At 56.8% G+C, this 13,056-nt stretch carries 12 protein-coding genes; 7 read left to right on the top strand and 5 right to left on the bottom strand.

All coding sequences use genetic code 11. The annotated features are described in order from the left end of the window. The first annotated feature begins 189 nt into the window (after window positions 1–189). A complete protein-coding gene (ppc, locus tag FH061_RS24385; protein ID WP_151638440.1) occupies window positions 190–2,934 on the top strand; it encodes a phosphoenolpyruvate carboxylase in 2,745 nt (914 codons plus the stop codon). A 620-nt stretch (window positions 2,935–3,554) separates the two neighbouring features. Here the strand turns inward: ppc and FH061_RS24380 are convergent. Together FH061_RS24380 and FH061_RS24375 are read right to left on the bottom strand one after the other, a co-directional pair. Further along, the gene (locus FH061_RS24380; protein WP_151638439.1) at window positions 3,555–3,980 is read right to left on the bottom strand and encodes a hotdog fold thioesterase; all 426 of its coding nucleotides are present in this window, start codon (window positions 3,978–3,980) and stop codon (window positions 3,555–3,557) included. A gap of 253 nt (window positions 3,981–4,233) precedes the next feature. Further along, window positions 4,234–5,466: a flavin-dependent oxidoreductase gene (locus tag FH061_RS24375; RefSeq protein WP_151638438.1), complete on the bottom strand. Its 1,233-nt coding sequence runs from the start codon at window positions 5,464–5,466 to the stop codon at window positions 4,234–4,236. A gap of 308 nt (window positions 5,467–5,774) precedes the next feature. Between FH061_RS24375 and FH061_RS24370 the strand changes: the two genes are divergently transcribed. From FH061_RS24370 to FH061_RS24360, 3 genes are all read left to right on the top strand, one after another. Then, complete coding sequence (locus FH061_RS24370; RefSeq protein WP_151638437.1) at window positions 5,775–6,266, top strand: MarR family winged helix-turn-helix transcriptional regulator; 492 nt, start codon at window positions 5,775–5,777, stop codon at window positions 6,264–6,266. Between the two features lie 174 nt (window positions 6,267–6,440). After that, window positions 6,441–7,580 carry an ABC transporter substrate-binding protein gene (locus FH061_RS24365; protein WP_151638457.1) on the top strand — a complete coding sequence of 380 codons (1,140 nt, stop codon included), beginning with the start codon at window positions 6,441–6,443 and terminating at the stop codon, window positions 7,578–7,580. 165 nt (window positions 7,581–7,745) lie between these two features. Next, window positions 7,746–8,225: a GNAT family N-acetyltransferase gene (locus FH061_RS24360; RefSeq protein WP_192805239.1), complete on the top strand. Its 480-nt coding sequence runs from the start codon at window positions 7,746–7,748 to the stop codon at window positions 8,223–8,225. 223 nt (window positions 8,226–8,448) lie between these two features. Here the strand turns inward: FH061_RS24360 and FH061_RS24355 are convergent, their stop codons facing one another. Beyond that, window positions 8,449–8,643: a hypothetical protein gene (locus tag FH061_RS24355; protein WP_151638436.1), complete on the bottom strand. Its 195-nt coding sequence runs from the start codon at window positions 8,641–8,643 to the stop codon at window positions 8,449–8,451. Between the two features lie 363 nt (window positions 8,644–9,006). On the opposite strand from FH061_RS24355, the gene FH061_RS24350 reads away from it, so the two are divergent. Continuing rightward, a complete protein-coding gene (locus FH061_RS24350; RefSeq protein ID WP_151638435.1) occupies window positions 9,007–9,600 on the top strand; it encodes a DUF2242 domain-containing protein in 594 nt (197 codons plus the stop codon). A gap of 93 nt (window positions 9,601–9,693) precedes the next feature. Continuing rightward, window positions 9,694–9,945: a hypothetical protein gene (locus FH061_RS24345; RefSeq protein ID WP_151638434.1), complete on the top strand. Its 252-nt coding sequence runs from the start codon at window positions 9,694–9,696 to the stop codon at window positions 9,943–9,945. A gap of 180 nt (window positions 9,946–10,125) precedes the next feature. On the opposite strand, the gene FH061_RS24340 is transcribed toward FH061_RS24345, so the two are convergent. Continuing rightward, entirely contained in the window at window positions 10,126–10,821 is a 696-nt protein-coding gene (locus FH061_RS24340) for an SRPBCC family protein (protein WP_192805238.1), read from the bottom strand. Window positions 10,822–11,056: 235 nt separating this feature from the next. Between FH061_RS24340 and FH061_RS24335 the strand changes: the two genes are divergently transcribed. Continuing rightward, entirely contained in the window at window positions 11,057–11,341 is a 285-nt protein-coding gene (locus tag FH061_RS24335) for a hypothetical protein (RefSeq protein ID WP_151638432.1), read from the top strand. 132 nt (window positions 11,342–11,473) lie between these two features. On the opposite strand, the gene zwf is transcribed toward FH061_RS24335, so the two are convergent. Further along, window positions 11,474–12,943 carry a glucose-6-phosphate dehydrogenase gene (gene zwf / locus FH061_RS24330; RefSeq protein ID WP_151638431.1) on the bottom strand — a complete coding sequence of 490 codons (1,470 nt, stop codon included), beginning with the start codon at window positions 12,941–12,943 and terminating at the stop codon, window positions 11,474–11,476. Between the last annotated feature and the right edge of the window lie 113 nt (window positions 12,944–13,056).

Here is a 13,056-nt window from a genome sequence, read left to right as displayed (position 1 = left end):
TGAGGGGACACTGTCTTACGTAAATTTACTACGAAGCCAACTTTGAGTCCTGTGCGATTCCGTGTTTTAATAGCGTGTATTTTGAAAAAATACTACAAAAATACGTGCTGATCTCTGCGCTCCTGCCAATGTGAACCTGCCCGGCTTGCGTAATCAGCTTTCAGCCATTCCATTCATTCGTAAAAAGCCATGCAAATCTTTGATCAGGACAAGGACTCCCTGCTACAGGACGACATCAGGCAACTGGGCCGCATGCTGGGCGATACCATTCGCGCGCAACACGGTACGGAAGTATTTGATTTGATTGAAAACATACGGCAGCGCTCCATTCGGTTCCGGCGTGATCTCGATACCGACGCGCGCCAGCAGCTGGAAGAAACACTGCTGTCCTTATCGCCGGAAAAAACCGTACAGGTGATTCGGGCGTTCAGCTATTTTTCCCTGCTTGCCAATATCGCGGAGGACCAGCATCACATCCGCCGGACGCGCGCCCATCTGGTTGCAGGGTCACCGCCGCGCAAGGGAAGCTTGTCGCATGCCGTGCAAAGTCTGATCGACGTTGGATTCACGGCGCAGGATCTTGCCGATTTCTTCAAGCACGCACTGGTCAGTCCCGTTCTGACAGCCCATCCCACTGAAGTGCAGCGAAAGAGCGTCTTGAATTGCCAGATGGTGATAGCCCGACTGCTCGATGAGCGCGACCGGATGCAATTGACCGCCGATGAAGCTGCGGAAAATGAAGAAGCGTTGCGCCGTGCCATTCTTACGCTCTGGCAGACGAGAATGCTGCGCAGTTCGAAACTTTCCGTCCTGGACGAGGTGGAGAACGGCCTGTCCTACTTTGACTATACGATGCTGCGGGAGCTTCCTCATCTCTATGCCGGCCTCGAAGATGTCCTGGCGCTTAGAGCAACGAGCAAGGATCCGATCGCGCTACCCAGCTTCATGAAAGTGGGTAGTTGGATCGGTGGCGACCGCGACGGCAATCCATTCGTGACTGCGGAAGTGCTCGATCAGGCACTGCGCATGCAGTCGCAGCGGGCATTCCATTTCTATTTTGCGGAATTGCGCATGCTGTCCTCCCAGCTTTCGCTCGCAAAGGGGCTGGTGAATTGTTCCGCCCAGCTTGACGAACTGGCCTTGCGCTCACCGGATCAATCGCCACATCGGGCGGATGAGCCTTATCGCCGAGCCATCGCCGCCATTCTCGGCAGACTGGAGGCCACCTGCGACAGATTGAATGTCAATCAAGCGTCGGCAGCCGCCGGGTCTTATGCCACCCCCGAGGAATTCCTCGACGACCTGAACATCATACATCGCTCCCTTGCCAGCAACGGGTCAGCCGCACTGACACGCGGCCGCTTGCGTCATCTTCGGCGGGCAGTCGACGTGTTCGGCTTCAGCCTTGCGCCTGTTGATCTTCGGCAGAATTCCGATGTGCATGAACGTGTACTTGCCGAGTTGTTCGAAACGGCATCGCCCGGAACTCGCTATCTTGAAATGGATGAAGACGCGAGAATTGAAGTGCTGCTGCAGGAACTGAGATCCTGTCGGCCACTGGCCTCGCAGCATGTGAGGTATTCCGATGAAACACGCTCCGAACTTGCGATTTTCACGGCGGCCAGGCGAGCTCAGCTTCAGTATGGAAAGGATGCCATCCGCAACTGCATTATCTCCAAGGCCAATGGCGTATCCGATGTGCTGGAAGTCGCCGTCCTGCTCAAGGAAGTCGGCCTGCTGCGTCCGGCGGAGAACGTCCTTGACGTCAACATCGTTCCCTTGTTTGAAACCATAGACGACCTGCGGCGCAGTGCCGAGATCATGCAGCACCTGTTTGCCATCAATGAGTACAAGCTGTTGCTGGCCTCCCGCGACGATACGCAGGAAGTCATGCTTGGTTATTCGGACAGCAACAAGGATGGTGGATTCCTGACTTCAGGCTGGGAATTGTACAAAGCCGAAACCAAGCTGGTGGAAGTATTCCGGGAGCATGCGCTGCGCCTACGCCTGTTCCACGGGCGCGGCGGTTCGGTCGGCCGCGGTGGCGGTCCGAGCTATGAAGCGATTCTTGCGCAACCGTCAGGCGCGGTCCAGGGCCAATTGCGGCTCACTGAACAAGGCGAGGTCATCACTGCGAAATACGCCAATCCGGAAGTCGGCCGCCGCAATCTTGAGGTTCTGGCCGCGGCGACGCTCGAGGCCAGCCTGCTGACCCATCCGGAAAAGGATCCGGTGCCGGCCTTCCTGGACGCGATGGAAAAGCTCTCTCATGAGGCATTCAAGGCGTATCGCGGCCTGGTCTATGAAACAGAGGGTTTCGAAACCTATTTTTGGGAGTCGACCGTCATTTCCGAGATTGCGGGATTGAACATCGGCAGCCGGCCTGCATCCAGAAAGAACAGCCGTTCAATTGAAGATTTGCGGGCGATACCCTGGGTATTCAGCTGGGCGCAATGCCGGTTGATGCTGCCGGGCTGGTTCGGTTTCGGTTCCGCGGTACAGGCCTTTCTCAAGGCCGACAAGGAAAAAGGTCTTGCGCTGTTGCAGCGCATGCATCAGGAATGGCCTTTTTTCAGTACCCTCCTTTCCAATATGGATATGGTTCTGGCAAAGAGTGATATTGCCATTGCCAGCCGCTATGCAGGGCTCGTTGAAGATACGGCGCTGCGCGACCGGATTTTCAGCCGTATCAGGACGGAACATGCAGCGGCCATCGAGGCATTGAAGGCGATCACCGGCCAGGAAGAACTGCAGGAAGGTAATCCGCTACTCAAGCGCTCCATACGGAACCGCTTTCCTTATCTTGACCCCCTGAACCACGTCCAAGTGGAGTTGTTGCGGCAATACCGGGAAGGGCGGCAAGATGAACGCGTCCGTACCGGAATCCATTTGTCGATCAATGGCATCGCCGCAGGTTTGCGAAACAGCGGTTGATCGGCGGCAGGCCCGACCAGGCCTCCGGGCAGAAGAAGAAATACATCTTCGCGTTCCGTGGAGGTGCAAGTGAACAATTTGTTGGAAGTGTCGGACGAGCATCAGGCCAATGCCTCGTCAACAATGCGAGCAAGGCCTCGGCCTTGCCGAGCGTTTTTCCACATCTCGACATGATGTCGCCACATTGGCTTCCAACACTTTTCCAACTTGCCCCGCTAGCGGCTGTTTTTGCCAAGCGTCGCGCGGTTCGGAGTGGCGTCGAGGAGCAGAATTGCATGCGCGCGCACGGTACGCCGAGCACCGCAGGTGCGGATCGAGGCCGCCCGGCAGTTTTCGAATTGAGTCTGACACTAATGGCGATGTCAGGCACAGGATTAGTAAGTCGCTCTGGTCTTACGCGGGGAATGTGCTTGAAACAACGTTTTCAATATTGCATTGGCACATGATGCCGACGTGAATTCCCGCCGCAGGGTTCTGATGGCAGTAAGGCAGGGATTGCAGCAACGAGTGTTACTTGATATCGACTTGGCAGAAAAGTGAAGGCCGATCATGCGCGGAAAAGCAGCGGCTTCCTGTTTTCAGGATGGATGACCGACTTTTAAGCAAGCTTTTACTGGAAGTTAAGTGCGTTCCAGTATGGACATGGTGATGCGGGAAACACAGGCAAGGCGTTGCGCGCCATCGTAAATCATGATCTGCCAAACATGCGTGGAACGGCCGAGGTGAATGGGTGTTGCCTTGCCGTGCACGTAGCCTTCGCGAACCGAACGGACATGATTGGCGTTGATATCCATGCCGACCGCGTAATGGCTTTCTGCATCGATGGCAAGATTCGAAGCGGCGCTGCCAAGTGTTTCGGCAAGCAGCACCGAGGCGCCGCCGTGCAAAATGCCGAAAGGCTGTACGGTGCGCTTATCCACCGGCATTCTCGCTTCGAGCCAATTGTCGCCAAAGTCGGTGAATTCAATACCCAAGTGATCAACTGCCGTGCCTTTATGCATGCGGCTCAGGCCTGGAAGGTCGAAAGGCATCTTCCAAATTGTCATTAATGCATCCTTTCAAATCACGATGTAGGTAGAGTGCCGGAACGGCTGGCAATAAGCAAGCCGAGCCGACATGCAACCGTTACCCATCATAACAAAAAGGAAGAACACGCGACGTTGTATCTCGCTGTATCTAGAGCGGATTGCAGGCGACTGTACGGTCGCCCCGGCCTGCCTTGGACGCATGGCGGCATTGGTTGTTGCTGGTGTGGCTCCTTGCCATGGCTTCGACCAGGCCGGTCACGGCGAAAACGCTCTAGCTGCGTACGGAATCCTTGTCAAAGCCGGCAAGCCGCTTATAGCGAAGTGATATCGATTCCAGCGTTTCCTGAGGAATGACATCATTGACATGGCTGAAACCTTGGGGCGCACGTTCCTCAGCAAGCTGCATTACCTGCTCGGGGCCGTTCATGCGATTGCGCAACACGATGCCGGCGGTACGCGGCAGCCGCTCGGCTTCGTATTCGCGCAACGCATAAGAGGTATTGCTGTCACCGGTCAGGCAATCGCAAAGATAACGCGCATCAAGAATGGCTTGTGCGCTGCCGTTCGAGCCAATCGGATACATCGGATGCGCCGCATCGCCGAGCAGCGTCACGCGTTCATAGGTCCAGCGCGGCAGGATATCGCGATCCACCAGGGGGAATTCATAAATCTCGGCCGCGCCATTGATGATGGAAGGGATATCGATCCAATCCCATTTCCAGCTTTGGAAAGGCTGTTCGAATACCGATTTATCGACCTTCCGGTTCCAGTCGGTTTTGGGCAGCTCGCCGTTGGGCACGCGCAGCTCGGCGATCCAGTTGATCAGCGAGCGGCCCTGCTTGCGCAGGGGTTCGGAAATCGGATAGCAGACAAACTTCTGGTCCTGATGCCCGGCCATGAACATGCTTCGTCCATCCATGTAAGGCTCGGCTTCGGTGACGGCGCGCCACAGCATGCGCCCCGAAAAACGCGGCTCGTCGCCGGCGGGATACAAAAAGCGGCGTACGGCGGAATGAATGCCATCGGCACCGACCAGCACATCCGATTCGATCTCGACCTCGCTGCCGTCGGCACGGCGGGTAAAGCGGGACAACACCTTGTCGGCGACCTGCTTGAAGGAGGCAAATGCATGCCCCGCGTGTATGCGGTCCGCACCTATGCGTTCGATCGCAATCTGGAGCAAGGTCATCTGCAGCTCGCCGCGATGAATGGAAAATTGGGGGAAGGGATAACCAGCGGCGCGGCCGCGGGGTTCTCGCCAGATTTCCTGGCCCAGCTTGTTAAAATAAGCCAGCGTGGAAGTCTCGATGCCTTTCTCAGCGAGCAATTGCTCGAGGCCAAGCTGGCACAGTTGCTGACTTGCGTGCGGCAGCAGATTGATGCCAACGCCGAGCGGCTTCATTTCACTCACCGCCTCGAATATTTCCACGTCAATGCCGCGCTCATGCAGCATCAGTCCCAGGGTGAGTCCGCCGATCCCGGCGCCTGCGATCGCAACTTTCATGCTTGTCTCCTCGAATGACGAATTCTCCGCCTGTATAAAGTGCCGGCACCCGGCGGCGAGTGCAACAATATTGTTCTACTATATAACAGTTATATTTCGTAACACAAGACGGATCGTGCGCATGCAGGGAGCGGAATCGAGGTCAGTGCGATAGCCGGGCCGGGCTGTGCTGGCGGGTATTTTGCATGTATACGGCCGGCATTTGCTCGGCGTGAAGCGCTACAATGCGTTCTGCGGCATGTAAAGTGGTCTGCGGCCGGCTCAGAACGAGCGGGAGATTGCCGCACATGAATCAATAGGGGGTTGAGTTGTCCAGAACTGAAAAACCGGAAACCAAAGAAAATGCGTTCTTCTTCAACGCCAGAATTGAAGGCATAGAGTACGACATTCTCGATGACCTGATCGGTTACGCGGTGCGCAGGGCTCAGATTAGCATCTACGAAGATTTTGCGGCTTCGCTGGCCGATGAAGGTATTACGCCCCAGCGTTTTTCCTCGCTGGTGATCATAGAAAACAATCCCGGGATTTCACAGACCCGCCTGTCGGAGGTGATGGGAATCGCGCGCTCAGGAGTAGTCGCCATTATCGACAAGTTTGAGGACGCCGGTCTGGTCGAGAGACAGGCTTCCGCAGACAGGCGCTCCTACAATCTGCGTCTCACGAAAGACGGGCAGAAGCAGGTGCGGCGCTACAAAAAAACGGTGCTGGAGCATGACAACCGCATAGCGGGCGCCTTGAATGCGTCGGAAAAGGAGCAATTGCGTTCGCTGTTAAGCAAGATCTGCATGCGAAGTACGTAATTGCTTGAACGGGTTTTGCATCTGATACTTGCATAAGCATCCGTCAATACTTATAGTGCAGAACTGTTACATCACATAACAATATGCGCAGCCTGCGTTCGGTTGCCGCCTTGGCGGCGACGATAGGCGGGCTCCGGAAGACAATCCTTTTATCCGAACTTTCAAGGAGACATGATGAAACCAGGTTTCAAGCCCCTATTCGCCGCGATGCTGGCTACTTTTGCCGCAGGAGTTGTGCATGCCGAGATCACCATCGGTGTGAGCCTGCCGCTGACGGGGCCCGCGTCCGGACTCGGCATTCCCACCAAGAATGGCATTTCCCTTTGGCCCGATACGATTGGCGGGGAAAAGGTCAAGCTAGTCATGCTCGATGATGCGTCCGACACGACACAATCGGCAAAGAATGGAAGACGGCTGATCACCGAGGACAAGGTTGATGTCATCGTCGGTTCCACCGCAACGCCGGCATCGGTGGCGCTTGCCGATATCGCCGCCGAAGGCAATACCGTGCAGATTTCCACTTCCCCCGTCGATTTGCCCGAGGGCAAGGGCGCATGGACTTTCCGCGTTGCGCAATCCACTCCGCTGATGGCAAGCGCGATCATCGAACATATGAAAAAGTCCGGAGTCAAGACCTATGCTTATCTTGGATATTCGGATGCCTATGGCGAAACCTGGTTGCGTTCGTTTACGGCGCTCGCCGAAAAGGCGGGCCTGAAGTCGGTGGCGACGGAACGCTTTGCGCGGGCGGATACCAGTGTTACTGCCCAGGCGCTCAAGCTCGTCTCGGCCAAGCCGGATGCCATTCTTCTCGGGGCCTCCGGCAGCGGTGCCGCAATGCCGCACAAGGCCGTGGTCGAGCGCGGCTACAAGGGAAAAGTCTACCAAACGCATGGTGCGGCATCACGCGACCTGATCCGGTTGGGCGGCAAGGATGTCGAGGGCGCTTTCGTCGTCGCCGGACTGGCGGTGATGCCAGAGGGATTGCCCGACAATCATCCGTCAAAGAAATTGGCGACAGAATTTGTCGAGCGTTACGAAAAACAGTTCGGCGCCGGCAGCCGCAACCAGTTCGCGGCTCACGGCTATGACGCTCATCTGCTGCTGCAATCCATCGTCCCCCAGGCATTGAAAAAGGCGAAACCCGGTACACCGGAATTTCGTGCCGCCTTGAAAGAGGCGCTGGAATCGACAAAGGGCATACCCATTACTCAAGGCGTCATCCGTTATACGGCCAAGGATCATTTCGGCCTGGAAGATAACGCGCGCGTGATGCTTACCGTCGAGAACGGCAACTGGAAACTGAATCCTTGAATTTCCGGCAGTCCATGCTGAAGGCGGCACGTACGTCTTCAGCATGGACTGCCGATGAGTTCAGACCTGCTGCTTTTTGCCGCTTCTCGCATCCTCCTATTGCTCATTGCCGATGATCGGCCTTTGGTAGACTTGGCCGCATTGCCAATTACCGAATGACAAGTCATGCCTGACGAATTGCAGATACGCCGGGGAGAAATGCGCGATGCCGAAGCCATCGCCGCATTCAACGCCGCAATGGCGTTCGAAACCGAGGGAAAGGAATTGCTGCCGGAAGTGATCGCTGCCGGCGTGAAGGGATTGATCGGCAATCCCGGCCTCGGGTTTTATCTCGTTGCCGAGAGCCGTGGTCGTGTCGTCGCCTCATTGATGATTACAACTGAATGGAGCGACTGGCGCAATGGCGTTTTCTGGTGGATACAGAGCGTGTATGTGCTACCCGTGTGGCGCCGCAAGGGTGTCTACTCCCGTCTCTACGACGCGGTCAAAAATGCCGCCGCCAATGATGCAGGCATCTGCGGGTTCCGCCTTTACGTCGAGAAGGAAAACCGAAGCGCACAGAAGACCTACCATGCACTTGGCATGAGGGAAACCGACTACCAGCTATATGAAGAAATGAAGCCGGGCATCCGCTATTGCCGTTAGACGGCACATCCGCAACCAGGAAAAAGCCCGGCATCAGGCCGTATCTGAAAAACGTCGCGATCGGTCCGAAAGTTGAGTGGCGTTGAGGAGCGAAGGCGCATGCGTACGGAGTACGCCGAGCGCCATAGGCGTGAATCCGGACCGCACAGCAGCTCGGCGAGCACAGCCCGGAATCCGGGGGTGGATCCCGCAGTCCGTATGCTGCATGCCTAGGCCGCTGCCGTCAGGCATCTCCGACGGTAACAATGACGATTCCGCTACCGCCACAGTTCGAACACATGGCCTTGTCAGCCGTACGCCCGCTTCCGTTGCAGACGGGGCAGGTATTTTCGCCGGTCTGCTCTGATCCTGGCGCCGCTTCGTCGCCCGGGTTTTTCGTTGTAGCTGCCGGCATGTCGGGAGAGGAGGGTTTGCTCATGAAATCTCCTGGTTCTATTGATTGAAATGCCGTGTGCCACAGTGCCACAGTGCCACAGTCGGCATGGATTTTATGGAATTTCGAATTGGATTGCATCGCCGGTCCGAGGTTCTGCTTATTCAAGGTCAGCCTGCCGGCAGGACAGGGACACCTCGCCGATTTGTCTTGCAATATAAGCAAGCGGGCTTCCTGCAAGCACAATTACACCTCATACTGCGCGGATTATGGCTATACTTTCGGGCGGAAAACCGCCGGGTAGCCTCGCCTTGGAATTGATGTTTATTCATTTTTCGGCTCTTTCGTTCTGGAGCGCAGGAGATGGTGAACCCCGGCGAATCGGCAAAATACTGTTTTCAGGGGCCTATGAACATTTTCACCCGATCCCGACGACTTGCTTTTACATCGATTGCCCTATCCTGCCTTGGCCTGTCAGCCTGTTCTACAGTGACCTCAATGCAGCCGCAGCAATCGGTTGCCGCCCAGCCTGAGGAATTCCTGTCTTCCGCAGCCTATACCCAGAGTTTCCCGGGCACGGAACGTCAGACGTGCGAAGCGGCTAGGCGGGCCTTGCTGAGTCAAGGCTATGTGATCGGGGAAGCAGGGGAGTCATCCGTCAGAGGACGCAAGTACTTTCAGCCGGAAGCGGATGTGCATGTGCAGATCGAGTTTCATGTCACATGCGCGCCGAATAACCAGGGAAGCAACAGCACGACCGCCTTTGCGAATGCAGTGCGGGACCGTTATACATTGAGGAAGAGCAGCAATTCTGCCAGTCTGGGTGTCGGGGCGCTGGGTTCGATTTCGCTGCCCTTCGGAAGCTCGGACGACGCACTGGTGAAGGTGGCGAGTGAAACAATTCCGAGCAAGCAGTTCTACGGCCAGTTTTTCGACCTGCTGGAACGCTATCTTGATCCCACGGCGACGGCCGTGCAAGTCGAGACGGAAAAAGCGCATTAATCCGTTATCCTGCCGGAACCCAAAGCAGGTGTTTGTATCCAAGACCTTCCCGGACGCAAGTCTTGGTAATGATTAACTTTTGTAGGAGTTCGGATGGCCGACGAAGCAGATGTAGCAAGCGAAAATGAACAAAAAATGCTTGAAGCAATTATTGCCAAAGGCCGGCAAGGCGCAGGAACGCAGATTGCGGCACGTGCTGACGGCGGCTGTTTCAATGATTGCGGCGATCCCGCCATGTCCGGCGCTGCATTTTGCAGCAAGGAGTGCGCGGAAGATGTCGAAAAGCGCATGAAACTGGCCGGACTGGTTGGATCGTTTTCCAGAGCCACCGAGCAGGCCACATGATTTTCGTGGCAGTGAGCCTCGGCACGCTTCTGGCCTGACGATCCCGAAAGCGCGGAAGCGCTCTAGGAGGTTTCCATCCCTCGATGAATCGGCCTTGACAGGGCGAGCTGCCCAAAAAGCCAACCGCAAAGCCGGTTGGCTTTTTGTTTGGACATCGTCATTCCAGGACTGTGGTTGACCTCATTTTGTTGATGTGTCTTGCCCCGAGCTTGCAGCCTGTCCTGGTCCGGCAGCTCCGGATCCGCTTGCCGATTCTCCCGACGCGGTACCCCGGTTTGGGGCGGGCCGCGGATCTGGCGTTCGTCGCGTTTCCGCCGCGCCGGTCCTTTCATGCTGCGCTCGCCGCAGGATCTCGTCGCGCAGACTTGCAAACTGTTCCCGAGTACGCCCTGCAATGAGATTTGGGCCGATGCCCGGTGGTACCCATGTGTTGGGCGTGGACTCGCTATGGTAGAAGATGCGAGTCGTTGCGCCTTCAGGCACCAGCCGGGTAATTGCCTCTCCATGCTTGATGGTGCCTCCCACCGCCTTGGAGTGAACCCTGGAATAAGGCGTCAGCACGATCTCGCGAATGGATTCGAATGGGAAGGACAAGGGACCATAGGCAAGCTTGCCGGTCTGTTCAATGCGCAGCTTGTTGCCTTGCTGCTCAACCACCCTGCTCGATTCCAGGTTCGGAAAGAATTCCGCCATGTGATCATAGTCGGTCAGTACTTCCCAGGCGCTGCGCAGACTGGCCTTGACCGGCATGCCGACATCCACAATGACGGTAGCGCCGACCTTGCTTACTGAAACCTCGATATCATCGGCCTGAGGTTGTTCCTGCTCGGCCCGTGCCGCAGGCATGGAGAAAAGCGCTGCAAGAAGCACGGGCATGAAAGGCATTGCTTTGATTCGTCGTTGCATTGGAATAAGTCCCACGGCGTATCCATGGCGGCACGCGTCGCGGATAGAAATAACGATGTCCGGTTGGACATCTCAATGCCAGGAATATTCCCGGGCATGATCCGGTGCGCTTCATGCCGGCATGCATGCGATCCTTTACCGGGTTAGCATTCGCCGTTGTTCATGCCTGCAAATATCAAATACGGCTATCTGAAGGAAAAGCGCAATGAAAGTTGAAATGGATCTGGAGCGAATCGATGAAATGCTCGACATGTGGAAAAAATCAGTCGATCTTCAGCTGCCGATGATGGACGATTTCAAGATCCGCATGATGCAGAACCGGCGCCCGATACTGGAGAATCTGGTGCAGACGGGCACCGGCTGGACATTGATGCTCAGCTGCATGCAGCCGCTTGATGACGATGAGGACCTCGCGGCACTCAAGCAACGTGTAAAACAATTCGTCGCCTGGGCCGCCGCGGAAATCGACGCGCTCGATGCGATCCGTTAGAGCACATCAAAGCGCGTTGACAAGGCGTTGACAAGGCGTTCATGAGGCGTTCGGTGCGTTCGGTGCGTTCGGTGCGTTCGGTGCATTCGCATGCGCCGACAGCGCCTCATGTTGCAGCAGTGCCCGCTGTACTTATTCGATCCAGCTAAATCCTTCACGCGCCAGCAAGGCAGCCGAGGCATCCGGTCCCCAGCTGCCCGCGGTATAGGGAAGAGGGCGCTCGCCGAGCTCCTTCCAGCCCTCGAGTATGGGGTCGGCCCAGGACCAGGCTGCCTCGAGTTCGTCCCGGCGCATGAAGTGCGTCAGTCTTCCCCGCACGACGTCGATCAGCAGACGTTCATACGCCTCGGCGCGGCGCTGGGAAAATGCGGATTGCAGATCGAGATTCAGGCTGACCGGAAGCATCTGCATGCCGCTACCAGGCTGCTTGGCCATGAGCTGCAGCTGGATCGATTCCTCCGGCTGCAGATGAATGACCAGCCGGTTGGCGGTCGTGCGCGGCGCGTCCGGAAAAATCGAAAATGGCGGGTTGGCGAATTCAATCACGATCTGCGACAGGCGTTTCTGCATGCGTTTGCCCGTGCGCAGAAAGAAGGGCACGTTGGCCCAGCGCCAAGTGTCGACGTAGGTACGCAGCGCGACAAAGGTTTCCGTGCGGCTGTCGTCCGGGACATCGGCTTCATCACGATATGCCTTCACGGCTTCGCCGTTGACGGCGCCGGTGGAGTACTGTCCGCGTACGGTATCGCGGGCGATATCGCCGAGGCGCATGCGGCGCAGAGAGCGCAGCACTTTCAGCTTTTCATCGCGCACCGCGTCGGGATCGAGCGATACGGGCGGCTCCATCGCGATGATGCACAACAGTTGAAGCAGGTGGTTCTGCACCATGTCGCGCAAGGCGCCGGTGCCGTCATAGAATCCTGCCCGGCTGCCGACGCCCACGGTTTCCGCAACCGTGATCTGCACGCTGCGAATGTTCGGGGCGCGCCACAGGGGCTCAAGGATGCCGTTGCCGAAACGCAGCACCATCAGGTTCTGCACCGTTTCCTTGCCGAGATAATGGTCGATGCGGTAGATCTGCGATTCGTCGAAATACTTGCCTACCGCAAGATTGATCTCGCGGGCCGACTCCAGATCATGGCCGAGCGGTTTTTCCAGTACCACGCGGCTGTGCCGGTCAACGAGGCCGCTGGCTGCGAGGTTCTCGCAGATGTTCATGAATATCGTGGGCGCCGTCGCGAGATAAAACACGCGCTCCACTCCAGGGCGCGACGCGCGGGCCAGATCCGCATAGGTGGCGCCGTTGGTGGCATCCAGCGCAACGTAATGGAGCAGGCCGAGAAATTCCTGCCAGGCCTTGGCTTCGAGATTCTTTGCTTCAATGAACGACTGCGAGCGCTCCTGGACGAATTCGATGTAGCTGTCCCGGTCGTAGGCATGCCTGCCGACGGCGATGATGCGTGTGGATGCAGGAAGATTGCCATGAAGATGCGCCATGTAGAGCGCCGGCAGCAGCTTGCGCACGGCGAGATCGCCGCCTCCGCCGAAAATGATCATGTCCAGTGGTTGCATCGGTTCTGTCGTTGAGGTTGGTATTGCCATGATGTGAAATTGATCCGTTGTGCGGTTATACGGCCGGTGCACGCATGCGGTGCAGACATATTCTGAAAATTGCTTGCAAGTTTCAAGCCCCTGATCGTGATGCCAATTCGTCC

Source organism: Noviherbaspirillum aerium, assembly GCF_008929045.1.
Lineage (GTDB): Bacteria > Pseudomonadota > Gammaproteobacteria > Burkholderiales > Burkholderiaceae_D > Noviherbaspirillum > Noviherbaspirillum aerium.
Note: the sequence above shows the minus strand (reverse complement) of the source record. Positions and strands in the feature narration are given on the sequence as shown.

What these genes read in the sequence shown, in the direction of transcription:
- FH061_RS24380 (WP_151638439.1), bottom strand. Translation starts at nt 3,980, where the DNA reads ATGACAATTTGGAAGATGCCTTTCGACCTTCCAGGCCTGAGCCGCATG.
- FH061_RS24365 (WP_151638457.1), top strand. Translation starts at nt 6,441, where the DNA reads ATGAAACCAGGTTTCAAGCCCCTATTCGCCGCGATGCTGGCTACTTTT.
- FH061_RS24355 (WP_151638436.1), bottom strand. Translation starts at nt 8,643, where the DNA reads ATGAGCAAACCCTCCTCTCCCGACATGCCGGCAGCTACAACGAAAAAC.
- zwf (WP_151638431.1), bottom strand. Translation starts at nt 12,943, where the DNA reads ATGGCAATACCAACCTCAACGACAGAACCGATGCAACCACTGGACATG.
- FH061_RS24345 (WP_151638434.1), top strand. Translation starts at nt 9,694, where the DNA reads ATGGCCGACGAAGCAGATGTAGCAAGCGAAAATGAACAAAAAATGCTT.
- FH061_RS24350 (WP_151638435.1), top strand. Translation starts at nt 9,007, where the DNA reads ATGAACATTTTCACCCGATCCCGACGACTTGCTTTTACATCGATTGCC.
- ppc (WP_151638440.1), top strand. Translation starts at nt 190, where the DNA reads ATGCAAATCTTTGATCAGGACAAGGACTCCCTGCTACAGGACGACATC.
- FH061_RS24375 (WP_151638438.1), bottom strand. Translation starts at nt 5,466, where the DNA reads ATGAAAGTTGCGATCGCAGGCGCCGGGATCGGCGGACTCACCCTGGGA.
- FH061_RS24335 (WP_151638432.1), top strand. Translation starts at nt 11,057, where the DNA reads ATGAAAGTTGAAATGGATCTGGAGCGAATCGATGAAATGCTCGACATG.
- FH061_RS24360 (WP_192805239.1), top strand. Translation starts at nt 7,746, where the DNA reads ATGCCTGACGAATTGCAGATACGCCGGGGAGAAATGCGCGATGCCGAA.
- FH061_RS24340 (WP_192805238.1), bottom strand. Translation starts at nt 10,821, where the DNA reads ATGCCCGTGCTTCTTGCAGCGCTTTTCTCCATGCCTGCGGCACGGGCC.